The sequence below is a fragment of the Ensifer sp. LC163 genome, assembly GCF_001695855.1.
Lineage (GTDB): Bacteria > Pseudomonadota > Alphaproteobacteria > Rhizobiales > Rhizobiaceae > Ensifer.
The window spans coordinates 21,368-47,715 of sequence record NZ_MBSS01000006.1; the positions used below are offsets into that span (position 1 = coordinate 21,368).

Below are 26,348 nucleotides of genomic sequence, written 5' to 3' on the forward strand. Positions count from 1 at the left end.
CCGCGGGCGGAAACCTGAATGACCCATGTGATCATCACCGGCGGCTCGAGCGGCATAGGGCTGGCGATCGCATCGATCTATGCCGGTCGCGGCGCGCGCCTTTCGCTGATCGCCCGCTCGAGCGAGATCCTGAAACGCGCACAGGACGAACTCACATCAAAGTCGACAAGTGCCGGCGATGTCCGGATCGAGACTGCGGATGTTGCGAAGGAAGACGAAATCGCCGCGGCCATCCATCGCTGCGAAGCTGAATTCGGACCCTGCGACATCCTGGTGACCTCCGCCGGCGTCGTCGAGCCGGGCCGGTTCGAGGAACTTCCCAGCGCCGCCTTCCAGCGCCAGATGGAGACGAATTTCTCCGGTACCGTTCATGCGGTTCGCGCCGTCTACGCCGGCATGAAACAGCGCCAGCGTGGAAAGATCATGATGATCTCCTCCGGCGCCGGCCTTCTCGGCATCTATGGCTACTCGGCCTATTGTGCCTCCAAGTTCGCGCTCCACGGCTTTGCCCAGGCGCTTCGCTCCGAGGCGCGCGCGCATGGGATAGATGTCTCCATCTGCTTCCCGCCCGATACGCAAACGCCGCAGTTCCAGCGCGAGCTCGCCTTCCGCCCCCCTGAGGCTGCCGCCGTCATGGGTACGGTCCGCCCCTGGCCGGCAGAAGCGGTCGCCCGCAAGGTTGTCGCCGGCATCGAGCGTGGGCGGTTCGAAGTCTATTTTGGCCTGACACTTCTTCTTCTTGGCCGGTTCGGCCCGGCTGTCAGACCGCTTCTCAACTGGTGGTTCGACCGGGCAATTGCCCGCAGTAGCGGTGGAGTATCAAAGGGCGGCCGGTGACGGCGCTTGTGCGCGCCAGCGATAGGATCTAAGTGTCGGACGGATGCCGTGCTGCATGAGGCGGCGCCGGCGGGCAAGAAAGCATGAAGGTTTCCGCTTGGCGTTGCTCCCCTTTCAATTGCACGACTATCCGATAACACTGACGGTCTGTTGTTTCATCTTGTCCTGTGCGGTGATCTTCTTCACCGATCGCTTTGCTCTGCCGAAACGAGAGCGCCGGGCAAACCCCTCTCCCTTTGGCCGCAGGCAGGACATCATCGACGTGATCGCGCGCCTGCCGGTCATCGCGCTGGTGTTCGCCGGTTTCTTCGCAGGCTCCTGGCGGCCGCTCTATGCCGCCGCCGGCACGATGAGCTTCTTCATCATCTTCACCGGGATTTCTCGGGCCAAGTTCAAGTTCATCCGCGAGCCGCTGATTTTTTCCGACATCGCGCTCGTCGTCGACGTCTTCAAATACAAGACGATCTTCTATGCCAGTTCGCTGAACATCGTGTTCTGGACCGTCGCCTTTCTCTATGTCTTCGGCGTCTCCGGGCTCTATCTCTATTTCGAGCCGGCGATCCTGCCCAACAGCGGCAAGGTCTTCTGGATCCTGATGATGGTGGCGGTCGCGGCAGGCCCATGGCTTCTGCTGTTCTACGGTCCGGTGAACCGACCGACGGCGGCGCTCGTCCAGAGGCTCGTCAAGGTGCTCGACGTCAAGATGAACACGGTGCGCTTCGGCACCTTCGGGTCGGTGATCTTCCGCTTCATCATCTGGCTCGGCGTCAAGCGCGAGAAGATCGTCGCCGAACTGTCGGAAATCGTCAGGGCGGCGGTCCAGGACCTGATCGGTGACGACGGCTCACCGCTGATCGTCGTCTGGCAATCGGAGTCCTTCATCGACATGCGGCATTTCGGCGTCGACACGCTGAAGATGCCGACACTCGACCGGTTGCGGCGCCAGGCTGCCCAATGGGGGCGTCTCAGCAGCGTCTTCGAAGGCGGCTATACGCTGCGCACGGAATTTGCCGTCATCAGCGGCCTTGTACCCGACGATATCCACGTGGATGCGAGCTACCCCTATTTGCGCGCATCGCATTATTCCGACGTCGTCTGGCCGGGCAAGATGAAGCGCGCCGGCTGGCACACCCATTTCATGCATCCCTACGACCGCACGTTCTTCCTGCGCCACAAGGCCATGCCGCAGCTCGGCTTTGCCGAACTGACGATGCTCGACGGCTTCGACCATGTGCCAGCCCGCGATGGGCCATATGTCTCGGACGAAAAGCTCGCCGCCAAGGTCATCGACGCCTGCGAGCAACTGCCGGAGGAAAAGAACGGTTTCGTTTTCGTGGCATCGATGGCAAACCACGGCCCCTGGGAGCCGGGCCGGGTTGGCGACCTCACCAATCCGGTGGACATCTACCTGGCGATCCTGGAGCAATCGGATGCGGCACTGAAGCAACTGACCGATCGGCTCGACAAGCTCGACCGGCCCGTCTGGTTCGTCTTCTATGGCGATCATGCGCCGCTGCTGAAATCTTTCGCGGACCCCTTCCCGGATCCACGCACGGACTATCTCATCGTGCCGCTCGCCAAGGCGAAATCGACGCATCATCGACCGACCGAACCACGGGACGTGGCGGCGTGGGACCTGATCGAGGCGCTGCTCAATCACGCCAACCTCAAGAAGGACACGCTGCGTTAGCGGCGGCGAGACGATGGAAAACGCTGCGTTTAACACTCGCGTGTCAGCCGATCGGCCAAGCCGGCGGGTATTCCTGTTCCTGCAAGGCCCCTCATCGCCGATCTTCCGCAAGATCGCCGATCGGCTCAAAGGCTACGGCCACGCCTGCCTGCGGATAAACCTCAACGTCGGCGACCAGATCTTCTGGCGACGCAAGGGTGCCTTCAACTACCGCGGAAAATCGGAAGACTGGACGGCATATCTGGAACGGTTCATCGACGCCCACCAGGTCACCGACATGATCCTGCTTGGAGAAGAGCGCCCCTACCATCAGGCCGCCACCGCTGCCGCACGGCGCGCCGGCGTCGCAATCACCATCGTCGAGATGGGCTACCTCAGACCCGACTGGTTGACGCTGGAGCGCGACGGCATGTCGTCGAACTCGCACTTTCCCACCGATGCCGTCCACATCGTCGAAGCAGCAAGGAACTTGCCGGAGCCGGATTGGCGCAAGTACTACAGCCAGACCTTTTTGGCCGATGCGAGTTACGATCTTCTCTACAACCTGCCCAACGTCTTCCTGTGGTTTCTCTTTCCGCACTACCGGCGGCACGCGATCTTTCATCCGCTTGCCGAATACGCCGGCTGGATCCGCCGGCTTCTCACCGGCAAGCGGCGCAGTACCGAAGCTGAGGAGACCGCGCGTGCGCTGCTTACGGGGGGCGGACCCTATTTCGTCTACCCGTTGCAGCTCGAAACCGATTTCCAGCTGCGCGCCCACTCGCCGTTCCATAGCCAGAAGGACGCAATCGACGAGGTCATGCGCTCGTTTGCAGCCCATGCGGTTGAGGACCACAAACTGGTCTTCAAGGTGCACCCGCTCGACAATGATCTTATCGCCTGGCGCAAGTTCATCGAAGCGAAGGCAGCGGAACTCGGGCTGACAGGGCGCGTCTTCTATCTCGATGGCGGCAATCTGGATGTGCTGGCAGAGGCCAGTGCGGGCATGGTCACGGTCAACTCGACCGCCGGCCTGCATGCGCTGAAGCAGGGCCGGCCGGTCAAGGTGCTGGGCACGGCTGTGTTCGACATCGCCGGCCTGACGGACCAGCAGTCGCTGAAGGATTTCTGGCAAAGGCCAACGGTACCCGAGGCCGAAGTGAGCGCCGCCATGTTCCGGCTGCTCGCCGCCTCGATCCAAGTTCGCGGCAACTTCTATTCGCAAGCAGGCACCGATGCCGGTGCGCGGGCAATCGCCGAGCGTCTGCATGAGAACACGGTCAATCAGCCCGGCGCCTTCGTCGATCCACCGCCACGCCGGAAGCCGCAGAAAAGACAATGGCCAGCCTCGCCATCCGCATAGGCTGGCCGTCAACGATCGAAAAAAGGGCTGGGATCAGGCAACGCCGGCGCGAAGCAGGTCGTGAATGTGCAGGATGCCGATCGGAAGCCCGTCTTCGTCGACGAGGAACAGCACCGTCACCTTGTGATCCTGCATGAACTCCATCGCACCACTTGCCAGAACGTCACCCCTGATGACGCGGGGGTTGCGCGACATCACCGCCTCGACGGTCTGCGCAAGCAGATCGCCCGACATGTGGCGACGAAGGTCGCCGTCGGTGATGACGCCGGTCAGCTTGCCGTCTTCGTCGACGATGCCGACGACGCCGAACCCTTTGGACGACATTTCGATGACGGCTTCGCTCATCGGGCGGCCGACGCTCAAGAGCGGCACCTGTTCGCCAACATGCGCCAGCTCGCGCACTAGGCGCAACTGTGCGCCCAGCTTGCCGCCGGGATGGAACGTCTTGAAATCTTCGGCGGAGAAGCCGCGGCGCTCGAGCAGGGCAATGGCCAGCGCGTCGCCGACCGCCAGCTGCAGCATCGCCGACGTCGTCGGTGCCAGCCCGTGCGGACAGGCTTCCTGAACCTTCGGCAGAACGATCGGCACTTCGGAGTTGCGGGCAAGCACGCTGTCACGGTTGGACGAGATCGAAACGATCGGCACCTTGAAGCGCTTGGCGTAGGTCAGCATGTTGGCGAGTTCCGCCGTCTCGCCCGACCAGGACAAGAGGATCAGCACATCCTGCGACGTAACCATGCCGAGATCGCCGTGGCTCGCCTCGGTCGGGTGAACGAAATAGGCCGATGTGCCTGTCGATGCCATGGTCGCGGCCATCTTGCGGCCGATATGGCCGCTCTTGCCGACGCCGGAAACGACAACGCGCCCCTGGCTTTCGCCGATGAGTTCGATCGCCTCGACCATGCTTTGCGCAAACGCCGCGTCGGCACCGAGATGATCGGCCAGAGCCTTGATGCCCGTCATCGCCGTCGTCAGCGTTCTGCCGACCGACTCCAATGCGGCAAAACCGCGACGCTCATCCGCTGATGCGTGTCTCAAACCCATGGTGTTTCCATTCCCGCGAAGACGTTTGCGCCGGTTAGAAGCGGCGTTTCCCAGACCCATTGCAGGCAGATAGGCGCTTTTTGTTGGCAAACCAAGCCAAAGCCGTCGAGTTTCGGCAGGAAATCCCGCAAAGACGGCGTTTTCGTCAGCCGACGCGCTTTTCTTCCGGCGCTTCGAGCGGCATCGACTTGTCGGCAGCAAACTCTTCGAGCGTCATGGAGTCCAATATCGAGGCAACCGCGTCGCGCACGGTGGTCATGGAAACGCGGACCTGACAGGTCTCGGGATCGTTGCAGTCCTCACAGACCTCGTAAGCCGTGCGGCTGGCACAGCGGATCGGCGCGAGCGGACCATCAAGCGTGCGGATGACATGGCCGATGCGGATTTCCGCGGCCGGACGCGACAGCGAATAGCCGCCGCCTGGCCCCTTCTTCGAGCGCAGCATGCCGGCATTGCGCAGTTCGAGCAGGATCGTGTCCAGGAATTTTTTCGGAATATTGTTGCGCTGCGCGATCTCGGTGATGAAAGCCGTCTCTCCCGGCTCCAGTCGAGCAAGGTCGACGAGAGCCTTCAATCCGTACTTTCCCTTCTTCGTCAGCATTCCGGCAAGCTTTCCCTGCGGCTCCCTTAAGAACGGGAATCATCCGCGCAAACGCAATCTTGGTTTGGCATAGCACAAGAAACGTGCGGCCAATACACAATTGTGGCGCGGAATCAGCGCAAAACTGGTCTTTGGATGCGCTCGGAATGCAGAGGGGACGGCCGCGCTTGGCATTATGCCGCGGCCGCACCACCGTGACGTTCGGCAGGCACTGCCTGGCGCGCGAGCAGATGGCGAATTGCCGCGCGCGCTTCGTCAGCCGACCGGAACCGCTGCGCGTCCAGATCCCAGACATGGTACTTGACTGCCAGGAACTTGAAACGGCCTTCGTCCGGGACGACGACCCCGACGGCTTCGCCGCCATATTCGATAACCTGCTTGCTCATGCAAATAACGCTCCTTCCACACCTGAAGGCGCGGACATTTCAATTTCGGCAAAGGATGAATTTCGAGAGTTCGAGGATCACATTCGGCAGAGGCGAATGAGACGTTTCTTCACTGTTGCACGACAATGGGAACGCGTGCCGAAGAAGGCGGCGGTCGAGACGGTTTCGGACATGTCACACTCCTTTGGCTTGGTCCGGCATCGCAATGCCGGAGCGGTTCATGAACAACCGTGAGGCGGACTCGTCCGCGTCACAGGGCTGCAAACTAGAATAATCTACCAATTCCGTCAAATAAAAAGATGATGATGCGAAAAATATTTCTCCACCCATCAAATTTTAGGGGGTTCGGATACAAAATCCGTTCTCCCGATCCGAAACCGGAGGCCCTCACTATCTAGGAAGCGAAGAATCAACCTGCAAGGTCCGGGTGAGATAAAGCCAGCACTTTCGGACAAAAAAGGGGCGGCCCACCGGACCGCCCCTTCACGTTTTGTATCCTTAGAACGGGATGAGGAAAAATGTGTGCGGTTTTCCTAATCCCGCTCTAACCTGGAAGAACCGATCACGTTTGTAATTCCGGGTCGATTCGACCCGGAATTATCGAGATCTGCCCGGATCAGGCAGCGGGCGCGCCCGGCTGCGTGGTCCCGGTGCGGGTCGCTTCGCGATCCTTCCACCAGCGATTGAGGAACAGGAGGATCGGGCCGCCGATGTAGATCGACGACGTCGTCGCGACGATAACGCCGAAGATCATCGGCCAGGCGAAGCTCTTGACCGCATCCCCGCCCCAGATCGCCATGGGCACCAGCGACAGCGCGGTGGCCATCGAGGTGAAGATGCATCGCGCGATCACCTGGTTGATGCTCATGTCGATGAGCTCGGAGAACGGCATCGACTTGTACTTGCGCAGGTTCTCGCGCATGCGGTCGTAGACCACGACCTTGTCGTTGACGGAGTAACCGATCATCGTCAGCAACGCGGCGATGGCCGTCAGGTTGAAGTCGATGCCGGTAAGCGCGAAGAAGCCGATCGTCTTGGTGATGTCGAGCAGCAAGACCGCGATCGCGCCGACGGCGAAGTGCCATTCGAAGCGGAACCAGATGTAGAGCAGGATAGCCACCATGGCGAGGCCGACAGCGAGGAAGCCGGAACGCGCCAGTTCCGTGCTGATCGTCGGGCCGACCACTTCCGTCCGCTCGAAGGTCACATCAGGAATGGTCTGAACGGCCGCATCCTTGATCTTGTTCAGAGCAACCGTCTGCTCCTGCTCACCGCCTGGCTGGCGCTGAACGCGGATAAGGACCGACTTGTCCTGGCCAAATTCCTGCAGGGCCACTTCACCGATGTTGAGGGCCTCCAGGCCATGGCGCAGCGCCGGCAGGTCGAGCGTCTGCTTGGACGTCGCCTCCACCTGGATACCGCCGACGAAGTCGATGCCGTAGTTGAGGCCGGGCGTGAAGAACAGCACGACCGAGCTGATCGACAGGAAGGCGGACATGCCGATGGCAACGAAACGGCCCTTCATGAAGGAGAAGGACGGCAGATGCGGAACGCGTCCGAACAGCGAGGGAATCTCGAGCTTCTTCATCTTCCGGCGGATGACGACTTCACGCATCATCAGGCGCACGACGGTAACCGACGTGAACATCGAGATGACGATGCCGAGCATCATGGTCACCGCGAAGCCCTTGACCGGTCCGGAGCCGAACGCAAACAGGAGCACCGTGCCGGAAAGCGTGGTGACGTTGGAGTCGATGATCGTCGCATAGGCCTTGTTGAAGCCGATATCCAGCGCCTTCATGGCGCCGGCACCGCCCTCGGTTTCTTCTCGAATACGGGCATTGATCAGAATGTTGGCATCCACCGCCATGCCGATGCCAAGGATGATACCGGCGATGCCGGGAAGCGTGAGCGTCGAGCCGAGCATCGCCAGCACGCCGATCGTCAGGATCGTGTGCAGCACGAGGCCGACATTGGCGATCATGCCCCATGCGCCGTAGAGCACGACCATGAGGGCAACAACGAGGCCGAAGCCGGCAAGGCCGGTGAAGATGCCCATGCGGATGGAATCGCTGCCGAGGTTCGGACCAACGGAGCGCTCTTCGATGACGGTCAGAGGCGCGGGCAGAGCGCCCGAGCGCAGCAGCGCCGAAAGAACGGTTGCTTCCTGCGCGGTGAAATTGCCGCTGATCTGGCCGTTGCCGCCGATGATCGGTTCGCGGATGACGGGCGCGGTCAGGACCTTGCCGTCGAGCACGATGGCGAAGGGTCGGCCGACATTGTCGCGGGTGATTTCGGCGAACTGCCGGGCGCCGAGCGAATCGAAGGTGAACGAGACGATCGGCTCGTTGGTGCGCTGATCGAAGCCGGCCTTGGCATCGGCCAGACGCTCGCCGGAGATGGCGACGCGGCTTTCGACCGGATACGTGGCACCGTCGTTGGCGCCGGGCAGGATATCGACGCCACGGGGTGCCGGCTGCGTTACGTCCACCGTCTGATCGAGCATGTGGAAGCTCATCTGGGCGGTCGAGCCAAGGAGCTGGCGCAGCCCCGTCGGATCCTGCAGACCCGGAAGCTGAACGAGAATGCGGTTGGAACCGACGCGCTGGATCAACGGCTCGGCCACGCCGACCGTGTCGACGCGGCGACGGATGATCTCGAGGCTCTGCTCCACCGCCTTGGTCATGCGGTCGTTGAGGCCGGCCTCGGTCATCGCCAGGCTAATGTTGCCGCCATTCTCGGTGACTTCGACATCCGAGGCCGAACCGCCGAAACCGAGCGTACCGACGGGTGCTGCAAGCTCCTTGAGCTTCGGCAGTGCCTTTTCAAGGTCGGCCGGATCGTCGATCTTGACGGTGACGGTGTCGCCGCTGATGCGCGCCGACGAAGCGGGAATGCGCTCGCCGCGCAGCGCCCTGCGCGTATCGTCGAGCAGGGTTTCAAGCCGTGCCTTGCGCAGGCCGGCGGCGTCGACTTCGAGCACGAGGTGAGAGCCGCCCTTGAGGTCGAGACCGAGGGTGACGGGCTTCACCGGGAGCCAGGCGCCGAATTGCTCGCGTTGTGCGGGCGAGAGAACGTTTGGCAGCGCCGCTATGCATCCGAAGATGATCACGACGACATAGGCGAAAATCGCCCATTTGGATGTACGCATGTTGTGGTTCCAAGAGAGCCTGCGCGAGCGCCAAGCGCGTCGTCAGGACTTTGTTTCATCAGGGGCATGAACACGATCGCAGCGATCATCACGCCCGAATATCGGCAATCGCTCAGGCGCGCGGAGGCGCGCGGATTTGCAGGCCGCGGTTTGACAAACCAGAAGCGAAACGGACGTGGCCGAAAGCGAGATCCTGGCCGGATGGCTCGAAGGGAAGCGCCAGGCCCGACGCAAGCAGCACCGGCGTCGAGCCGTCACCGGTTACGGATTTGCCATCCTTGCGTTCGGCGGTGAAGCGCAGATCCGAAACCGGCGTGGCGCGCGATATCTGGCGCGCGGCGGGGTGATCCGAAGGAGCGGTATCGGGCGAAGAGAAATTGCCCGCCTGCTGTTCGGCCGAAAGGCGCGAGGAAAAGCCCTGCCCGACGACGATCAGCTGCATGGCGAGCGAGGCACAGAACAGCCACAGCACGGCGAATAGCCGGCCGGCAAACCTGCCTCTGTTGCCACCACACACTGGGTCCATTCGGGACGCCGCCCCTTCCTCGGCGCTTGGCGCCTGAAAGTTCAATTCAGCCGGAATGCAGCAAATCTAGCCGAAGAACATGGCCGGAATCGAGCACGAGGCGCTCTTAACACCATTGCGGGCGCGAAATGTCAAATCTTGAGGCCATGTACCTGTATCGTGCCGGGATCATCATAGAAATCAATCATGTAAATAGAGGCGCGTTCCCCGGCATTCCCCGGACGTTCCCCATCTATGTTTGCGGAACGTTCTTTTGGTCACGATGGGCAACCCGCAACTCGGCGACCTGCCTTGTTTTCCCGAGCGTTTTTCTGTTGTACCGCTGCGTCGTCTGGGCGTTCTTGTGGTTGGCGTGATGACGCAGATGTTCGAGATCCGCGCCCGCATCTGAGCCCTCGGTCACGCCATCTGCACGGCTATCGCGATTCCAGACATCAACAGGAACACCCACTTCGTTTGCGATATCCCGCCACTTCTTTTGAAAATGGCGTAGACGGTACGGCACGCCGGTAGTCTCGCACTTAATCATCGGTCCGACCCGGTTTTCAGCGGGAACCCTGTCGATGATCTCTCGAAGGAAGGGGTAGGCCATTGTGTCGTGTTGAGCAACGACATCATCGACTTTGCTCGTCGTCTTTATGAGACGCTGCACTTTGTAGTCAATTTGCCGTTGCCATCAATGACTACAAAGTGTAATTAGCTACATTGTGTAACTATGATTGCTAAAAGGGGAACGCCGGTGAAACAGAAGAAACCTCCGTTCGGTCTTCGCATGCCTGACGACGTGAAGGATTGGGTGGAGCGTCAGGCGAAGGCCAACATGCGCTCACAGAATTCGGAAATCGTGGTTGCATTGAAAGAGAAAATGGAACGCCTGGCCGACAAAACGATTTCTGAAAAAGGGCCAGCGAAGCGCGCCTGAAACAGGGACGCGATCAACCCACTGAGGAACCCAGGAATTGCATGATGATCCTCTTTTTGTATCAAGTAGACGAGGATATGCGGCCGCGCTTTAGGCTTTAGCGGCCGACGTACAATCGGAAATGCAGCATGTTGAAATGCCTTTCCGAACCTATGAGGAGGCGCGGCGTGAAGTCGAAACCGCCTCGAGTGGCATGGAGAGCCCGTCACGGGATGACGAGTGTCGATGGGAGGCGGCGACAAGCCGAGAGACCGAAGCCCTCTTTGCTCTTCTCTCCTATCAGGACAAGAGCCTCAACGCCTTCAAGATCCGGTCCGACTGTATTCAAATGATCCTGCAGCACGACAAGCTGCAGCGCGACCTAGGCGACGATCGCGACGCTTTTTCGGTGTTCGTGAACTCGGTTGCACGCTTCTAACCCTGTGCTTTGCAGGGGTTCTCGGGCGCGGGCATCCTCGCGCCCATGTCTATCACCTCGCCCGACGATCGCCTCTCCCAATACAATCCCGTCGTCCCTACGACGGAGTTCCCCGCGAATTTTCCGGTCTTCGACAACGACGATATCAAGGTTTTCGTCGATGGCGAGGAACGCGACGATTTTGCAGTCTCCGGGACGTATACAGACGGTGTTTCAATCGACGCAAAGGCAGTGTTTGCTGTAGGGGTCACGGGGCAGGTCTATGTCGTTGGCTATCGACTGCCGCGCCGGACAAACCTTTTTCATAACGGCGGTCCACTCCCGATCCGAGATCAAAACCTTGCCTTGAGCACGGTGGAATCCGAGGTGCAGGAGTTGAGCCGAGAAGCGCGGCAGGCGCACCGGGCACCTTACGGCGAAGAGGGTATTGTTCTCAGCGGGCAAGAAATCCTGAACGCGAAGGAATATGCCGAACGGGCGGAAAATGCTTCCGAGGAAGCCACCCAGCTTGCAACACCTGCCGACGGAACGGTTTCACAGATCAAGCTATCCGCTGAACTCAAGGCTTCTATGCCGCTTGCCGTCAACCTGTTCGGCATTGGTGACACCTTCTGGGATAGCCGTTTCGATAAGGCAATCGACGCCGCCGCAGCGCTATCCAATGGCGCGGATATCTATATTCCTCCGGGGGAATATACGCTCACACAGCGTGAAATTCCGGCAAACGTGCGCCTGATCCTTGATGGGGGGCCGTCATCAAGCCACGCGCCTCTACCCCGAGCCTTTTCAAGATTACAGGCGGGCTCTCCGGAATCATTGGCGGTCGCTTTCAGAATGTCAGCGGCTTCGCGACGCGGGCCATCATGATCGACAAGCCCGATGATGACACGCGCGTTACGGTGGAAGGTGCCTATTTCGGCTCGTTCACCGAAGCGATCCGAAGCGATGGCGGTGACTGCCTGTTCATCAATCACAATCGCGCCGTTTCGAACGATGTCTTTCTGAACGTGACGGAAGACGGCCGAAATTCAGAGATGAACAGTAACGACGTGCTCGGCGGAAGCGGGTTTCACTTCAGCAAAACGTCAACGTTCGAGGCCGAGGGCGTTCTGATCTTCGGCAACAAGGTCAGACCATCTTTCTCGGGAACCTACTGCGTGCAACTCGAATGCGGCCTGGACATCACGATCGAGGCCAACTGCTTTGACCAGATCACGACGGGGCCTGGCATCTTCATTGACGGCCAGGTCAAATACGTTAGAGAAATCGTCATAGCCGAGAACTGGATCGGGCGGGCATCAGGCGCCGCCGGTGCTGACTACGGTCTTTTCGGTGTTGGTCAGATCCGCTCTATAACGTCCTCGATGAACAAATACGTCGGCTTCCGGCAGGCAGCTATCAATATGAATGGCTTGGCCGGCGGGACGCTCATTGGGTTTGTCTCTTCCAAAGACAGGTTCCACCATCCAGATCCGAGCGTGAGAGACATTCAGCTCACATGTGCGGAAGCGGTATGGATCGACGGCGCAGATTTCGCCGGTACCGCGGCTATCGTCGAAAACACCGGCGTCGATGGGACCGTAACGAACTGTGATTTTTCGAAGGTTTCAAACCTGACTACGGGAATTCTGACGGCAGGGCTTCGTTATGGCGGGCAGAGGAAGGGAATGACCCTCCTGAACAAGGGAACAACGTCTATCCCGTCAACGGGAACGCCGACACCTGTTGTCACCCATGGTTTGACCTACACTCCCAGCGCTGCCGACATCAACATCGTCTGCACGAACAATCCGACAGATGATCCAGCCCGCTTCGTATCTCGAACATAACCGCTACCGAGTTCACGATAGCGCCCCGCGCCGCGCCAAACTCTACGCTGAATATTTCGTGGAAAGCAGATATTCGCCGTTAAGCGATCTTCCTGAGAACAAGCTGGATTTCGTTCTCAATGCCGGTTTCAAACTCGATCTTTGCAACGCCCTTAATCGCACGGCTCACATGATCGTTGAAGGTGTCTCGGGTCCAGCAGTGGACGTGGGTATCCATCCGCTTCTCAAGAAGCATTTGAGCTTCGTTCTCCTGCTGATCATCTGGAATCGCAGGCGCGAAAATGGGGTGAACCAACTTCACGTGATCCCGGTATGCCTCGATCAGAGACGGCTCGCCGCCAGTGCGCAGATCCTCGACGAGATGTTCGTAGGTTGTCGCGGTGCGGTTTCTGTCGAAGGTGTATCGCATATCAGGGGCGGCGATCACGTAGACGCCGCCTTTCTTGATGCGCTTCAGCCCCTCCAAAATTGATCCTAGAGGATTGCAAAGGTGCTCGATCACATGCGCCGAGATGATAAAATCAACACTTTCGTAGGCAACGCCCTTGAAAGTTTCAGCGTCGATTGGGTGCCCGTCCACAACCTCATCGTTGCCGAAGTGGTTTCGGAGTTCCGATGAATCCCTTATGTCGCCATAAGAGACCTTGACCCCTGGCCCCACAGGGAACGGTCGATCCCCGCCGCCGACTTCGATGCCGGTACCGGTGATGAACACGTCAGAGACAATCTCGCGAGCGCCATTTACCCGATGAAACCCGATCTGCTCCTGCATGAGGCGGCGCTGACGGTGAAGGGCTGCTACCGTCTCGACGAGCACCTGATGCGGTTTGGGTTCCCAGAAAGCGTCTGTTTCCGCTTCAAATAGTGCGCTCATCAGCAATTCCCTCAATTCTCCTCGGCGGATTATAGCTCACACAATGCAGAATTGTGTCAACCCCTGAGACTATGGGGATTTGAGTGTGCTTTGCACCCCACCTTCTCAACGCCGATTATCCCGCTCGAACACACGACGGGAGCGATCACGTTGAAAGAAGAAGCCAAGACGCCGGAAAAACTGATGGAGCTCCCACCAAAGACGCGCGAGCTCCTGGCTTGCTTGGACGACGACGATATCAGCTTCTCGAACAAGGCATCAAACTGATCGGAGCATTTCTGACCGTCGGCGGCGTCGTGAAATGGCTCATCGTTGTTGGCGTCGGCATTCTCGTCGGCCTCGTCATGATCTGGGAGAACGTGGGCAAGCTCCTTCGCCTCATCAGCCCTTCTCTACCGAAGTGAGGCCAGCCATGAACCGCACCACGTTCCTCGCATTTGCCCGTAAGGCACCATTCGGTGGCCGGCTGACGCAAGCGCAGATCGATGGCATGAATGCCGTTCTCGATGAGTGGCAGCGTCGTGGGCTGCGCGATCGCCGGTGGCTGGCAAACATGCTTGCGCAGGAGTTTCATGAGACTGGCGGGCGCATGCAGCCAGTTCGCGAGACCTTCGCTTCGTCGGACGCGCAGGCGATTGCACGGCTGGAAAAAGCGTCGTCTGACGCCAAGCTGAAGTGGGTCAAGAAGCCCTATTGGCGGAAAAACCGGCGCGGCCTCGCATTCTTCGGCCGTGGCCCCATCCAGATCACCCACGAATCGAACTATGCGAAATTCGGCATCGCGGACCATCCTGAGAAGGCTCTGGATCTCGAGACCGGCGTTCGCATCATGTTTGATGGAATGCTGGAAGGAAAGTTCACTGGCCGTCGCCTGCCCGACTATTTCAACATCGCAACCGATGGCCCGGTTGGCGCGCGCAAGATCGTCAACGGGACTGACAAGGCCAAGCTGATAGCGGGCTACCACAAGAACTTCCTCGATGCGCTCGATGCAGCAGCGGAAGCCGAGCCTCAGCCCGATGTGAAACCGGAAGACGCAAAGCCCGATGATGTGCCGGCGGCGAAAAGTAAGTCGCTCTGGACGATCCTTGTGACGCTGTTCCCCGGCCTAGGTGGGCTCGCCTTCCTTGAGAAGATCGACAATCCCTTCGCGCTCGTCGCCTTTTCTCTTGTGCTTGTCGCCGTTGGCGCGTGGCTCGTCTTCACTGGTCGCGTGACGATCAACCGAGGGAAGGCAACGGCATGAGCTGGCTCGCCGCAAAATTGGCGACGCTGAAGGGATACGCGCTCGCCGTTGCGGGCGCTGCTGTCTTTCTGGTGTTCGCCTACCTTCGCGCCCGCCAGGACGGACAAAATGCGGCCATTGCGGAGCAGCGGCGTAAGCAGGCCGACGCGCAGGTGCGTTTCCGCAATCTCCACACCTCGAACAACTACGCCGGGGCGGCGCTGGCTTGCACGGCTCTCGTCATCAGATCTGTTGCGCCCTGACGTTCCCCACTATATTCGGTGGAACGAGGAACTCGGGGAACGTCCCGACACGATTTCAAGCGCTTACCTCAGATGTCAAATTTCGCGCCGCTCAACGATGTCATGGTTTGCAGGTTACGCGGTTGCGCCGTTCGTCCTGACCTGGTGGATCTCGATCAAAGACGGTCCGTTCCGCGTACCGGCATCCGCCAGCGCACGCGGGAGATCGGCGACCGACGCCAGTCTTTCCGCCTCGATGCCATAGGCCTTGGCGGCGAGGATGAAGTCCGGCGCCGAGGGCCTGACGCCCTCGGGCGTCACGCCGGAATCGACCATGTAGGACTCTATTTCCTGGTAGCCGTCATTGTTCCACACGAGAAAAATCACCCGCGCCTGAACGTCGACGGCCGAGCCGATCTCGGCAAGCGAGAACTGGAAGCCACCGTCGCCGACAAGGCAGACGACCGGGCGCGTCGGGTCGGCCACAGCCGCACCGACAGCGGCGGGCGGCGCGTAACCCAATGCCCCATAGCCGGTCGCGGAATTGAACCAGGCGCGTTGGCGCGGCGCGTCGCAATAGAGGTTGCCGGCATAGACGGCCTGGGTGGAGTCGCCGACGATGGTGCAGTCCGGCAGCGCCTTGTAGACCGCATCGACCACGGCAATCTCGGCCCGGATCTTGGCCGTCAGTTCCTTCAGCGCCGCTTTGCGTGCCACCTCCGCGCGGGCTGCCCCATCCTTTGGCGCATGTCCCGGCAGGAAAGCGAGAATACTCGCCGTTGCCGCCTTGGCACCGGACAGGATCGAAAGCGCCGCATGTGGACCGCGGGCCAGCTGTGCTGCATCGATATCGGTGCGGATCAGGTTGCGCAGCACCGGAAACCCGCCATCGGCATACATGTCGTAGTCGGTCTGTCCCATTTCCGTGCCAAGCGCCAGCACAAGGTCGGCCTCCTTGAGCAGCGATCGCACCGCCTTCAGGCTCGGGCTTGCGGGAACGCGCAGCGGACTGCCGGCCAGCATGCCGCGCGCATTGACCGTCGTGACGACCGGCGCGCCGATCTGTTCGGCAAGCGCCCTGACGTCCGCCTCGGCAGTGAGTGCGCCACCGCCGCAGATGATCACCGGGCGGGTGGCATCGGCGCAGAGGATGGCGGCGCGTTGCAGCGTCTCGCTGTCGGAGCGCGGACGGGTGGCGGCGGCCGAGCGGATCGCCTTCGGCTCGATCCGCGCCGCCATGACGTCGGTCGGGATTTCGATATGCACCGGCCCCGGCCGGCCGGACAGCAGCACCGAGAAGGCGCGGTCGACGACAAAGGGCAAATCGTCCGGATTGAGCAAGGTGTGGGAGTAGAGCGCCAGCGTCTTGATCATGCCGTGCTGGTCGGGAAGCTCATGCAACAGCCCGCGGCCATGGCCGAGCGAATCGCGACGATTGACACCCGAGATCACCAGCATCGGGATCGAATCCTGCCGGGCCTGCGCCATGGCAGTGATGGTGTTGGTCAACCCCGGTCCGGTGATCACGAGGGCGACACCCGGCTTGCCGCTGACGCGGGCGTAGCCATCGGCCATGAAGCCGGCGCCCTGTTCGTGTCGGGGGGTGACATGGCGGATCTTCGACGCCGCCAGGCCGCGATAGAGCTCGACCGTATGAACGCCCGGAATACCGAAGACCACCTCGACTCCATTGGCCTCGAGCAGATCGACCAGGGCCTCGCCAACCGTTTTCGTCGTCGTCATGCGCGGCGCTCCTGACGCAGTGTGGCGCGCTCGGCAAGCGCGGTAATGCGGCGGCAAGCCTCATCGATGTCGTTGTCGGGCACGGTCAGGCTGACGCGCAGGAAGTTCTGCGCCTCGTCGCCGAAGGAGGAACCGGGCATCACCGCGACTCCCTCTTCCTCCAGCAACGCCCAGGCGAAGGCTTCACCGGTCATGCCCGTTGCCGCCACGTCGATCAGCGTGAACATGCCAGCCTCCGGCGGCAAGACCAGCATGCCGGGCGCATTGGCGAGGCCATCGACAACGCGGCGCGAGCGGGCCTTGTAGCTCTCGCGCATCCGCCGCGCCGTATCGATCTCGTGCGTCAGCGCGTAGGCGGTCATGTCGGCGATGAACGGCTGCACGCCGAAAAGCATCGTTTCAGACACCGGCAGCAGCCGGCTGGTAAATTCCGCCGGCCCGACGGCCCAGCCGCTGCGGAAACCAGGTGCGGCATGCGACTTGGAGATCGACGAAACGACGATGGTGCGCTCGGCCAGATCCGGATTGTCGAACGGAGAGGCGAACACGGCGTCGAACACCAGTTCTTCATAGACCTCGTCACAGACGATCCAGAGGTCGTGGCGGCGTGCAACCTCGCCGATCTCGGCGATCTCGGCAGCGGTGAGTACGGCGCCGGTCGGATTGTGCGGTGTATTCAGCAGCAGCACCCGGCATTCCGGCGTGATCGCCTTTTCGATGTCAGCGGCCTGCATATGAAAACCGAACTCCGGCTTCAGCGGCACCAGCACGTGATGGGCACCTGTCGACTGGATGACGCCTTCATAGGTGGCGTAGAGCGGATCGCCGACGAGAACGGCATCACCGGCCTCGACCAGCCCCAGCATGACAGCGAAAAGCGCCGTCTGCGTGCCCGGGAAGCACATGACGTTTTCGGTGGTCACATCGGCGCGGCGACGACGGTACTTCTCGACGAGAGCCGCCACGACCGCGTGCTCGCCGCGACCGTTGGAATAACGATAGCGGCCGGCGTTCATGGCGCGCTGGCATTCGTCGAGCAGCGCGCGGTCCGGCGGCACGTCTGGCTCGCCGATGGTCAGCTCGATGATATCGGCACCACCCGCCTTCAACTGGCGCGCACGGATGTGCAGCGACCATTTTCCCGAACCGAGGTCGGCGAGACGTTCGGTGATCGACGCATAGCGCATGGTGTTTTCTCCCGTTTTCATTGTTTTTCACTGCCGATCGAGGTGCCGAGCAGCGCCTCGACCGAGGCCATCGCGATGGCGACCAGTTCGCCTTCCCGGAACAGATCTCCCGCCAGGCAGCCTTCGATCCACAGGCCGTCGACGAGACCATTGATCGCGATCGCGTAGGCGCGGCAGGTCTCCGCGTCGGCCGGTTTGTTCTTCACCGCCAGGAAATCGGCCAAGAGGTCCTGCAGCGTATTGCGAAAGGTCACATAGCCGTCCCGGTGGATTTCGGCGAGGATCGGGTCGACGCGCACCTGGCTGATGAAAGCCGCCCAGAGCGAGATACTGCGGCTGTCGGCGACCGGCTCGGTCAGGTTGATGGCGATGAAGTCCCTGAGCCGTGTTTCCGGATCGCCTTCGACATGAGCCGCCTTGTCGGTCAGGGAAGCAATCACCGCGCGGTAGGCCTCGGCGACCATCTGGTCCTTCGATTCGAAATAGTGCCGGACCAGCCCGGCCGTCACCCCGGCGCGGATGGCGATCTGGCGGACCGTCGCGCCCTTCAGGCCGAATTCCGCTATGCAATCGAGCGTCGCTTCGATCAGTTCCTGCCGGCGCTCTCCTTCTGGGGCCCGATGAAACGTCCGGCGATTCATGCCGCCATCCGCGCACGGGGTCCGGCGAACGGGTTCGTCAAGTCCTTCGAGCGGAACGGGCGCATGGGAGGCTCCTTCAGGGAAAATTCGGTCGGCGGGCTGCGATAAAAAAACGACGATACGCATTATTATACGCTTGAACAATAGCGGCACAAGTGCAACCATGCCTGCCAACAAATACCGTGACAAGCCAAAGATGCTGCACGGAAAGACGACAGGGGAACTGTTTCATGCCTTCAGAAAAAGCTCGCAGAGCCATGGGAGCGGCGCGTCGATGACGGATGCGGCCCAGGCAATCGCGGTCACTGACCTGCACAAGCGTTTCGGGCCATTGGAAGTGCTGAAGGGGGTTTCGCTCACCGCGAAACAGGGCGACGTCATCGCCATCATCGGCGGCAGCGGTTCCGGAAAATCCACCCTCCTGCGCTGTATCAACATGCTGGAACTGCCGTCCGCCGGCACCGTCAGCGTGCATGGCGAAAAGATCCGGATGAAACCGGATGGCCGCGGCGGCCTCGTGCCCGAAGACCGCAAGCAGGTACAGCGCATCCGCAGCCAGCTCGGCATGGTCTTCCAAAGCTTCAATCTGTGGCAGCACATGACAATCCTCGAAAACGTCATCGAGGCGCCGATCCATGTGCTCGGCAAACAGAAGGCCGAGGCGGTCGCCACGGCCGAAACGTTGCTCAAACGGGTCGGGCTCTATGAAAAGCGCGATGCCTACCCGGCCTTCCTGTCCGGCGGCCAGCAGCAGCGCGCCGCCATTGCCCGGGCGCTCGCCATCCAGCCGCTGGTCATGCTCTTCGACGAGCCGACCTCGGCGCTCGACCCCGAACTCGTCGGCGAGGTGCTTTCAGTGATCGGCGATCTCGCCCGCGAGAAGCGCACGATGATCCTCGTCACCCACGAGATGAAGTTCGCGCGCGACGTCGCCAACCACATCGTCTTTCTCCACAACGGCGTCATCGAAGAGCAAGGGCCGCCAGAGGCCATCTTCGGCGCCCCCAGATCCGAAAGGCTCAAGAAGTTCATCAGCTCCATTCACTGAATTCAGCAATGCTCAACAACCAAAAAAGGGGAACAGCATGAAGAAGACATTGAAAGTCCTGGCGGTCGCGGCCGCCATCGCCGTCAGCGGCGGCATCGCCGCTTCGGCGGAAGCCCTGAAGGTCGGCGTCGCTGCCGAGCCTTACCCGCCCTTCACCGCGCCGGATGCGAACGGCAACTGGGAAGGCTGGGAAGTGGAATTCATGAAGGGCGTCTGTGCCGAGGCGAAGCTCGAATGCGTGCTGACCCCCGTCGCCTGGGACGGCATCATACCGGCGCTGACGTCGAAGAAGATCGACATGATCATGAGCTCGATGTCGATTACCGACGAGCGGCTGAAGACGATCGACTTCTCCGACAAGTACTACAACACGCCGACCGGGGTCATCGGCACCAAGGGCGTCGATTTCAAGCCGACGCCGGAAGGCCTTGCCGGCAAGACGATCGGCGTCCAGGTCTCGACCGTGCATCAGGCCTACGCGGCCAAGCATTTCGCCTCAGCCGGCATCGAGGTCAAGGAATATCAGACGCAGGACGAGGCCAACAACGATCTGGCCGCCGGACGCGTGGACGCCGTCCAGGCGGACGCGATCGCGCTCAAGGCCTTCCTTGCGACCGACCAGGGCAAGGAGTGCTGCGACTACAAGGGTGACGTGGCCGAAGACGTGGCCGTGATCGGCCCGGGCGTCGGCGTCGGCCTGCGCAAGGGCGAGACGGAGCTCAAGGACAAGCTCAATGCCGCGATCAAGGCGATCCGCGACAACGGCAGCTACGATACGTTCTCGAAGAAGTATTTCGACTTCGACATCTACGGCGAATAAGGCGCAGCCGGCCGGCAGTCCCTGGGCTGCCGGCCGATGCCTTCGGAGGTCGAAGACGCATGGCATCGGATTCTATCGTCAACTGGAGCCTGCTCGCACTTTCCGCGCCCGGTTGGGGCGGCGTGCTGCTGCAGGGCTTCGTCAACTCGATCCAGATCGCCGTCGGCGGTTTTGCGCTCGGGCTGGCGCTCGGCGTCGGCGGCGCTTTCGGCAAGCTCTATGGCGGCCCGATCCTGCGCGACCTGCTCGAATGCTACACCACGGTCGTCCGGGCTGTGCCCGAGCTGGTGCTGATCCTCCTGCTCTACTACGCCGGCACCGACCTCTTGAACCAGGTGCTGGCGCTGTTCAGCATCGGCCCGGTCGACATCAGCGGCCTGATGGCCGGCATCTTCGTCATCGGCGTGGTGCAGGGTGCCTACTCCACCGAGGTGCTTCGCGGCGCGATCAAGGCGGTTCCGGCCGGGCAGATCGAAGCTGCACGCGCCTACGGCATGTCACCCCTGAAGGTGCTGCGACGGATCACCTTGCCGGCCATGCTGCCCTACGCCATACCGGGTCTCTCCAATCTCTGGCTGATCGCCACCAAGGACACGGCCCTTCTTGCCGTCGTCGGCTTCAGCGAGCTGACGCTGGTCACGCGCCAGGCGGCCGGCACGACCAAGGCCTATCTGTTGTTCTTCCTGGCCGCCGGCGCGCTCTACCTCGCACTGACGCTCGTCTCCAACATCTTCATCGGCATGCTGGAACGACATGCGAGGCGCGGTTTCGCGGAGCAGCGATGACGGATCAAACCACACATGCCGTCGCCTTCACGCCCGAGGACCTGCCGACCGCGCGCAGCTTCTTCCAGCCCCATCGCATCGTGATGATGGTGGTCTTTGCCGGCTTCGTCATCGGCGTCGCAGTCTTCATGCGCTGGGACTGGTTGCCGCGCTACCTGCCGCGGCTCGGCTGGGGCATTCTCATCAGCCTGGTGATGCTGTTCAGCACGTCGATCCTCGGCTTTCTGCTCGCTGTGCCGATCGGCCTGGCACAGGTGGCGGGCCCCTGGTTCTTCAAGCTGCCGGCAAAGGTGTTCTGCACCGTCATTCGAGGCACGCCGCTGCTGCTGCAGCTTTGGCTTCTGTACTACGGGCTCGGCTCGCTGTTCCCGCAATTTCCCGCCATCCGCCAATCCTTCCTCTGGCCCTATCTGCGCGAGGCATGGCCCTATGGCGTCGCGGCGCTGACGATCTCGTTCGCAGCCTACGAAGGCGAAGTGATGCGCGGCGCCTTTGCGGGCGTTCCCGCCGGCGAACTAGAAGCCGCTAAGGCCTATGGCATGAGCCGCTGGACGATGTTCCGTCGCATCTGGCTGCCGCGCGCCATCCACCGAGCCTTACCGACGCTCAATGGCGAGACGGTGCTGCAGCTGAAGTCGACGCCGCTGGTGGCGACGATCACGGTCGTCGACGTCTACGCCGTCATCTCCAAGGTGCGGCAGGAAACCTTCCTGACCTATGAGCCGCTGCTGCTGCTCGCGCTCATCTATATGTGCCTCACCGGCATTCTGGTGGTGGCTTTCCGCACGTTCGAAAACCGCATTCCTACCCGTGGTGCATGACATGAAGCTTTCCTCCTCCATCGACAACGCCATGCCGGAACTCGTCGCCATCCGCCACGATCTGCACGCCCATCCTGAACTGGGTCTGGAGGAGACACGCACCTCGGCTTTCATCGCCAGGCACCTCACCGAACTCGGCTACGAGGTGACCACGGGGCTTGCCAAAACCGGTGTCGTCGGAACGCTGCGCAACGGCAGCGGATCGCGCTCGATCGGCATTCGCGCCGATATCGACGCGCTTCCGATCCTTGAGGAAACCGGTCTCGACTATGCCAGCAAGACATCCGGGCTGATGCATGCCTGCGGCCATGACGGCCACACGACGATGCTGCTCGGCGCGGCGCGCGCGCTTGCCGAACGCCGCAATTTCGATGGCACCATTCATCTGATCTTCCAGCCGGCCGAGGAGAATTTCGGCGGCGCCAAGATCATGATGGACGAAGGGCTGTTTGAAAAATTCCCCTGCGACGCGGTCTTTGCGCTTCACAACGAACCGGGCCTGCCCTTCGGCCAGTTCGCTCTGCGCGAAGGGCCGATCATGGCGGCGGTCGACGAGGCGCGCATCACCGTGCACGGGCGCGGCGGCCACGGGGCCGAACCGCAGGAAACCGCCGACCCGATCGTCTGTGGCGCCTCGATCATCATGGCGCTGCAATCGATCGTCTCGCGCAACATCCATCCGATGGATCCGTCCGTCGTTACCGTCGGCGCCTTCCATGCGGGCTCGGCCAGCAACATCATTCCGGAGCGCGCCGAAATCGTCGTCGGCATCCGTTCCTTCGACCCCGGCGTGCGCGACGAGCTGGAGCGACGCATCCGCATGATCGCAGAGGCCCAGGCGACGAGCTTCGGCATGCGCGCAACGGTTGACTATCAACGCAGCTACGACGCGACTATCAACCACAAGACTGAGACGGACTTCGTCCGCGATCTCGCCGTCCGGTTTGCTGGCGCCGACAAGGTGGTCGATCTCGAACGCCCGTTCATGGGCAGCGAGGATTTCGCCTACATGCTGCAGGAACGGCCGGGGACTTACTTCTTCCTCGGCTCGAAAGTGAGCGGCGAGGAGAAGCCGCTCCATCATCCCGCCTACAACTTCAACGACGACCTGCTGCCGATCGGCGTCGCCTTCTGGACCGAGCTTGCCGAAGCCTATCTGCCGACGCGCTGAGGGCCGACCCTCGGCATAAAGCCCGTCCCATTCTCCCGTGCCACCGATGACCGGCGCGCCCGCTCCCTTTTGCCGCAAGCGCGACATTGCCGCAGTGTGACAACGTGGCGGCCGGCCTGTCATTGACCTTTGGCAATTTTGGCTCAGATTCAATCACATGCTGAAACTCGGGTGCAACCACAGGATTGGCCCGACCTGAAAGACCCTGCGTAACGCCTGAGATCGGAAACGGTGCAAGGCTCAAAGTGTGCAGCAGACCAGAGAGCTGCAGTGACCTTTGCGTGTCCAAACGGAGGCGCGGCGCTGTATGTCTGAAAGGATTGTGCCGTGTTTGAAAATTTCGATGCGACCATACTCGCCCGCATCCAGTTCGCCTTTACCGTCTCGTTCCACATCATCTTCCCGGCTTTCTCGATCGGGCTTGCCAGCTACCTTGCGGTGCTTGAAGCGCTGTGGCTGTGGAAGAAGGACGAGGTCTATCTCGAGCTCTTCAATTTCTGGAAGACGATCTTTGCCGTCGCCTTCGGCATGGGCGTCGTCTCCGGCATCGTCATGTCCTATCAGTTCGGCACCAACTGGAGCGTCTTTTCCGACAAGGCCGGGCCGATCATCGGGCCGCTGATGGGCTACGAGGTGCTGACCGCGTTCTTCCTCGAGGCCGGGTTCCTCGGCGTCATGCTCTTCGGCCTCAACCGCGTCGGCCCGAAGCTGCATTTCGTGGCAACGGCCATGGTCGCGATCGGCACGCTGATCTCGGCGACCTGGATCCTTTCGGCAAATTCGTGGATGCAGACGCCGAGGGGCTTCGAAATCAATGCGGCCGGGCAGTTCGTGCCGGTCGACTGGTGGGCGGTCGTCTTCAACCCCTCCTTCCCCTATCGCCTGGTGCATATGGTGCTTGCCGCCTATCTGACGACCGCCTTCGTCGTCGGCGCCTGCGGCGCCTGGCATCTGATCCGCAAGACGGCGCCGCGGCGCGCGCGAAAAATGTTCTCGATGGCGATGTGGATGGCGGCGATCGTCGCACCGATCCAGATCTTTGCCGGCGACATGCACGGCCTCAACACGCTGGAGCACCAGCCGGCCAAGGTGATGGCGATGGAAGGCCATTACCAGAGCCACCCGGACGGCGCGCCGCTCATCCTCTTCGGCATTCCCAATTCCGCCGAGAAGCGCGTCGACTACGCCATCGAGGTGCCGAAGCTTTCGAGCCTCATCCTCAAGCATGACCTCAACGCGCCGCTTGCCGGCCTCGACACCATTCCCGACGAACTGCACCCGCCGGTCGGCATCGTCTTCTGGTCGTTCCGCGTCATGGTCGGCCTCGGCTTCGCGATGCTCGGCATCGGGCTGTGGAGCCTGTGGTGTCGGTATCGCGGCACGCTGGACAGCAATGCCTGGCTGCATCGCGCAGCGGTCGTGATGGGGCCGGCCGGCTTCGTCGCCGTGCTTGCCGGCTGGGTCACCACGGAGGTCGGCCGCCAACCCTATACGGTCTACGGCCATCTGCTGACGGCAAACTCGGTCGCACCGATTGCGGCCCCCGCCGTCGGCGCTTCGCTGCTTGCCTTCATCATCGTCTATTTCTTCGTTTTCGGCGCTGGCACCTTCTACATCCTGCGGCTGATGGCGCGGCTGCCGCGCGATCCGATGCCGGATCTCGACGAGGGGCCGATCCGCACGGCCGGTGCCGCCATCGCCAACCCCCATGGAGGTCATCATGGACATTGATCTGCCGCTGGTCTGGGCCGGCATCATCGCGTTTGCGGTGCTCGCCTATGTCATCCTCGACGGGTTCGACCTCGGTGTCGGCATCCTCTTCCCGTTCTTTCCCGAGAAGCATGATCGCGACGTGATGATGAATTCGGTCGCGCCCGTCTGGGACGGCAACGAGACCTGGCTTGTTCTGGGCGGTGGCGGCCTGATGGCGGTGTTCCCGCTTGCCTATGCGACCATCCTGCCGGCGCTCTACGCGCCTGTTATCGCCATGCTCGTCGGCCTCATTTTCCGCGGCGTCGCGTTCGAATACCGCTGGCGCACCAGGCGGGCGGAATACCTCTGGAACTGGGCCTTCGCAGGCGGCTCGATGCTGGCGGCCTTCGCGCAAGGGGTGACGCTCGGCGCGCTGGTGCAGGGCATTCCGGTCGAAAACCGTGCCTATGCCGGGAGCTGGTGGGATTGGCTGACGCCGTTCTCGATCATGACCGGCGTCGCGATCGTCGTCGGCTATGCGCTGCTCGGAGCCACTTGGTTGGTCATGAAAACCCATGGCGATCTTGCCGAACGGGCGCGCGCCATGGCGCTGAAGTGCTGCTTTGCCACCGTCGCCGCCATGGGCATCGTCAGTCTGTGGACGCCGTTCCTCGAACCGCTCTATCTCCAGCGCTGGTTCGGCTGGCCGACGGCGATCTTCAGCGTCATCGTGCCGCTGCTGGTGCTCGCCTGCCTCTACCTGCTGATATCAGGCATTAGGAGCCGTCATGACAGCCGCCCCTTCATCGCCGCCCTCGGGCTGTTCGTGCTCGGTTATGCCGGCATCGGCATCAGCTTCTATCCCTATATGGTGCCGCCATCGCTGACGATCTGGGATGCGGCCGCACCCGACGAGAGCCTGTCGTTCCTGCTGGCCGGCGCGCTGGTGCTGGTGCCGATCATCCTCGCCTATACCGGTTATGCCTATTGGGTTTTCCGCGGCAAGGTCGATCCGGAGGAGGGCTACCATTGAAGAGCGAAACGGGAACCGGCCGCAAGCTTCTCTGGTTCGTCGGGCTTTGGTGTGCGGGGGTGGCGACCGTCACCGTCGTCGGCCTGGCGATCAAGCTGATGATCGGCACCTGATTGTAATCTTCATGTGACAGGGCAAAAAGCCTCGCTCAAGCTTGGCGGGTTAGCTTTTCCCAACACGTCAGCAGGCGATCGCCGCGGACGGAGACAGGACCGCACCCTCCTCCCCCGCCAAGCGATCGCCTGCTGAGGTGACCACCGCCCCGGTGGCACCGGGTGACCACCGCTCCGGTGGCACCAGGTGACCATCGACCCGATGGC

The 26,348-nt window shown here is 61.6% G+C and carries 27 protein-coding genes; 17 read left to right on the top strand and 10 right to left on the bottom strand.

The window, feature by feature from the left end:
* Positions 1–18 precede the first annotated feature (18 nt).
* The 3 genes from BC360_RS05985 to BC360_RS05995 are packed head-to-tail and all read left to right on the top strand — an operon-like array spanning position 19 to position 3,869.
* The gene (locus BC360_RS05985; protein ID WP_065794599.1) at positions 19–837 is read left to right on the top strand and encodes an SDR family oxidoreductase; all 819 of its coding nucleotides are present in this window, start codon (positions 19–21) and stop codon (positions 835–837) included.
* A gap of 55 nt (positions 838–892) precedes the next feature.
* Positions 893–2,527, top strand: a complete 1,635-nt coding sequence (locus tag BC360_RS05990) for an LTA synthase family protein (protein ID WP_065794600.1) — start codon at positions 893–895, stop codon at positions 2,525–2,527.
* Positions 2,528–2,540: 13 nt separating this feature from the next.
* Positions 2,541–3,869 (top strand): capsule biosynthesis protein, encoded by a 1,329-nt coding sequence (locus tag BC360_RS05995; protein WP_065794601.1) that lies wholly within the window; start codon positions 2,541–2,543, stop codon positions 3,867–3,869.
* 33 nt (positions 3,870–3,902) lie between these two features.
* On the opposite strand, the gene BC360_RS06000 is transcribed toward BC360_RS05995, so the two are convergent.
* The 6 genes from BC360_RS06000 to BC360_RS06025 form a co-directional block, all read right to left on the bottom strand.
* Positions 3,903–4,913, bottom strand: coding sequence for a KpsF/GutQ family sugar-phosphate isomerase (locus tag BC360_RS06000; RefSeq protein WP_065794602.1), 1,011 nt, complete (start codon positions 4,911–4,913; stop codon positions 3,903–3,905).
* Positions 4,914–5,058: 145 nt separating this feature from the next.
* Positions 5,059–5,514: an RrF2 family transcriptional regulator gene (locus BC360_RS06005; RefSeq protein WP_053248737.1), complete on the bottom strand. Its 456-nt coding sequence runs from the start codon at positions 5,512–5,514 to the stop codon at positions 5,059–5,061.
* 173 nt (positions 5,515–5,687) lie between these two features.
* Positions 5,688–5,900 (bottom strand): hypothetical protein, encoded by a 213-nt coding sequence (locus BC360_RS06010; RefSeq protein ID WP_053248738.1) that lies wholly within the window; start codon positions 5,898–5,900, stop codon positions 5,688–5,690.
* Between the two features lie 616 nt (positions 5,901–6,516).
* Entirely contained in the window at positions 6,517–9,051 is a 2,535-nt protein-coding gene (secD, locus tag BC360_RS06015; protein ID WP_065794603.1) for a protein translocase subunit SecD, read from the bottom strand.
* A 112-nt stretch (positions 9,052–9,163) separates the two neighbouring features.
* Complete coding sequence (locus BC360_RS06020) at positions 9,164–9,577, bottom strand: hypothetical protein (RefSeq protein ID WP_065781335.1); 414 nt, start codon at positions 9,575–9,577, stop codon at positions 9,164–9,166.
* Positions 9,578–9,809: 232 nt separating this feature from the next.
* Entirely contained in the window at positions 9,810–10,229 is a 420-nt protein-coding gene (locus BC360_RS06025) for a hypothetical protein (RefSeq protein WP_065794604.1), read from the bottom strand.
* Between the two features lie 87 nt (positions 10,230–10,316).
* Between BC360_RS06025 and BC360_RS30580 the strand changes: the two genes are divergently transcribed.
* From BC360_RS30580 to BC360_RS06040, 4 genes are all read left to right on the top strand, one after another.
* Complete coding sequence (locus tag BC360_RS30580; protein WP_244512674.1) at positions 10,317–10,499, top strand: Arc family DNA-binding protein; 183 nt, start codon at positions 10,317–10,319, stop codon at positions 10,497–10,499.
* A gap of 136 nt (positions 10,500–10,635) precedes the next feature.
* Positions 10,636–10,917 carry a hypothetical protein gene (locus tag BC360_RS06030; RefSeq protein WP_065794605.1) on the top strand — a complete coding sequence of 94 codons (282 nt, stop codon included), beginning with the start codon at positions 10,636–10,638 and terminating at the stop codon, positions 10,915–10,917.
* Between the two features lie 45 nt (positions 10,918–10,962).
* Positions 10,963–11,784, top strand: a complete 822-nt coding sequence (locus BC360_RS06035) for a hypothetical protein (protein WP_139109935.1) — start codon at positions 10,963–10,965, stop codon at positions 11,782–11,784.
* On the top strand, positions 11,781–12,746 hold the full coding sequence (locus BC360_RS06040; RefSeq protein ID WP_065794607.1) for a hypothetical protein: 966 nt from the start codon (positions 11,781–11,783) through the stop codon (positions 12,744–12,746). The genes BC360_RS06035 and BC360_RS06040 overlap by 4 nt, the downstream gene beginning before the upstream one ends.
* A gap of 79 nt (positions 12,747–12,825) precedes the next feature.
* Here BC360_RS06040 and BC360_RS06045 read toward each other — a convergent pair whose 3' ends face one another.
* The gene (locus BC360_RS06045; RefSeq protein ID WP_065794608.1) at positions 12,826–13,620 is read right to left on the bottom strand and encodes a hypothetical protein; all 795 of its coding nucleotides are present in this window, start codon (positions 13,618–13,620) and stop codon (positions 12,826–12,828) included.
* Positions 13,621–13,710: 90 nt separating this feature from the next.
* On the opposite strand from BC360_RS06045, the gene BC360_RS32090 reads away from it, so the two are divergent.
* The 3 genes from BC360_RS32090 (at position 13,711) to BC360_RS06060 (ending at position 15,108) form a co-directional block, all read left to right on the top strand.
* Entirely contained in the window at positions 13,711–13,887 is a 177-nt protein-coding gene (locus BC360_RS32090; RefSeq protein WP_161491360.1) for a hypothetical protein, read from the top strand.
* 145 nt (positions 13,888–14,032) lie between these two features.
* Entirely contained in the window at positions 14,033–14,866 is an 834-nt protein-coding gene (locus BC360_RS06055; protein WP_065794610.1) for a hypothetical protein, read from the top strand.
* Positions 14,863–15,108, top strand: a complete 246-nt coding sequence (locus BC360_RS06060; protein WP_065794611.1) for a hypothetical protein — start codon at positions 14,863–14,865, stop codon at positions 15,106–15,108. The genes BC360_RS06055 and BC360_RS06060 overlap by 4 nt, the downstream gene beginning before the upstream one ends.
* Before the next feature lie 114 nt (positions 15,109–15,222).
* Here the strand turns inward: BC360_RS06060 and BC360_RS06065 are convergent, their stop codons facing one another.
* Genes BC360_RS06065 through BC360_RS06075 form a run of 3 tightly spaced genes read right to left on the bottom strand, consistent with a single transcriptional unit; the run spans position 15,223 to position 18,658 of the window.
* Complete coding sequence (locus tag BC360_RS06065) at positions 15,223–16,830, bottom strand: 5-guanidino-2-oxopentanoate decarboxylase (RefSeq protein ID WP_065794612.1); 1,608 nt, start codon at positions 16,828–16,830, stop codon at positions 15,223–15,225.
* On the bottom strand, positions 16,827–18,017 hold the full coding sequence (locus tag BC360_RS06070; RefSeq protein ID WP_065794661.1) for a pyridoxal phosphate-dependent aminotransferase: 1,191 nt from the start codon (positions 18,015–18,017) through the stop codon (positions 16,827–16,829). The genes BC360_RS06065 and BC360_RS06070 overlap by 4 nt, the downstream gene beginning before the upstream one ends.
* 17 nt (positions 18,018–18,034) lie before the next feature.
* The gene (locus BC360_RS06075; RefSeq protein WP_053248935.1) at positions 18,035–18,658 is read right to left on the bottom strand and encodes a TetR family transcriptional regulator C-terminal domain-containing protein; all 624 of its coding nucleotides are present in this window, start codon (positions 18,656–18,658) and stop codon (positions 18,035–18,037) included.
* A gap of 274 nt (positions 18,659–18,932) precedes the next feature.
* Between BC360_RS06075 and BC360_RS06080 the strand changes: the two genes are divergently transcribed.
* The 7 genes from BC360_RS06080 to cydB all read left to right on the top strand — a co-directional run bounded on the left by BC360_RS06080 (position 18,933) and on the right by cydB (position 26,028).
* Positions 18,933–19,706, top strand: coding sequence for an ABC transporter ATP-binding protein (locus tag BC360_RS06080; protein ID WP_065794662.1), 774 nt, complete (start codon positions 18,933–18,935; stop codon positions 19,704–19,706).
* A gap of 37 nt (positions 19,707–19,743) precedes the next feature.
* The gene (locus BC360_RS06085) at positions 19,744–20,526 is read left to right on the top strand and encodes a transporter substrate-binding domain-containing protein (protein ID WP_065781337.1); all 783 of its coding nucleotides are present in this window, start codon (positions 19,744–19,746) and stop codon (positions 20,524–20,526) included.
* A gap of 59 nt (positions 20,527–20,585) precedes the next feature.
* Positions 20,586–21,311: an ABC transporter permease gene (locus BC360_RS06090; protein ID WP_065781338.1), complete on the top strand. Its 726-nt coding sequence runs from the start codon at positions 20,586–20,588 to the stop codon at positions 21,309–21,311.
* Positions 21,308–22,132 (top strand): ABC transporter permease, encoded by an 825-nt coding sequence (locus BC360_RS06095; RefSeq protein ID WP_065781339.1) that lies wholly within the window; start codon positions 21,308–21,310, stop codon positions 22,130–22,132. Before BC360_RS06090 ends, BC360_RS06095 begins: the two co-directional genes overlap by 4 nt.
* 1 nt (position 22,133) lies before the next feature.
* Positions 22,134–23,303, top strand: coding sequence for a M20 aminoacylase family protein (locus BC360_RS06100; protein ID WP_065794613.1), 1,170 nt, complete (start codon positions 22,134–22,136; stop codon positions 23,301–23,303).
* Between the two features lie 327 nt (positions 23,304–23,630).
* Positions 23,631–25,034: a cytochrome ubiquinol oxidase subunit I gene (locus tag BC360_RS06105; protein ID WP_065794614.1), complete on the top strand. Its 1,404-nt coding sequence runs from the start codon at positions 23,631–23,633 to the stop codon at positions 25,032–25,034.
* Positions 25,024–26,028, top strand: coding sequence for a cytochrome d ubiquinol oxidase subunit II (gene cydB / locus BC360_RS06110; protein ID WP_065794615.1), 1,005 nt, complete (start codon positions 25,024–25,026; stop codon positions 26,026–26,028). The genes BC360_RS06105 and cydB overlap by 11 nt, the downstream gene beginning before the upstream one ends.
* Positions 26,029–26,348: the final 320 nt, after the last annotated feature.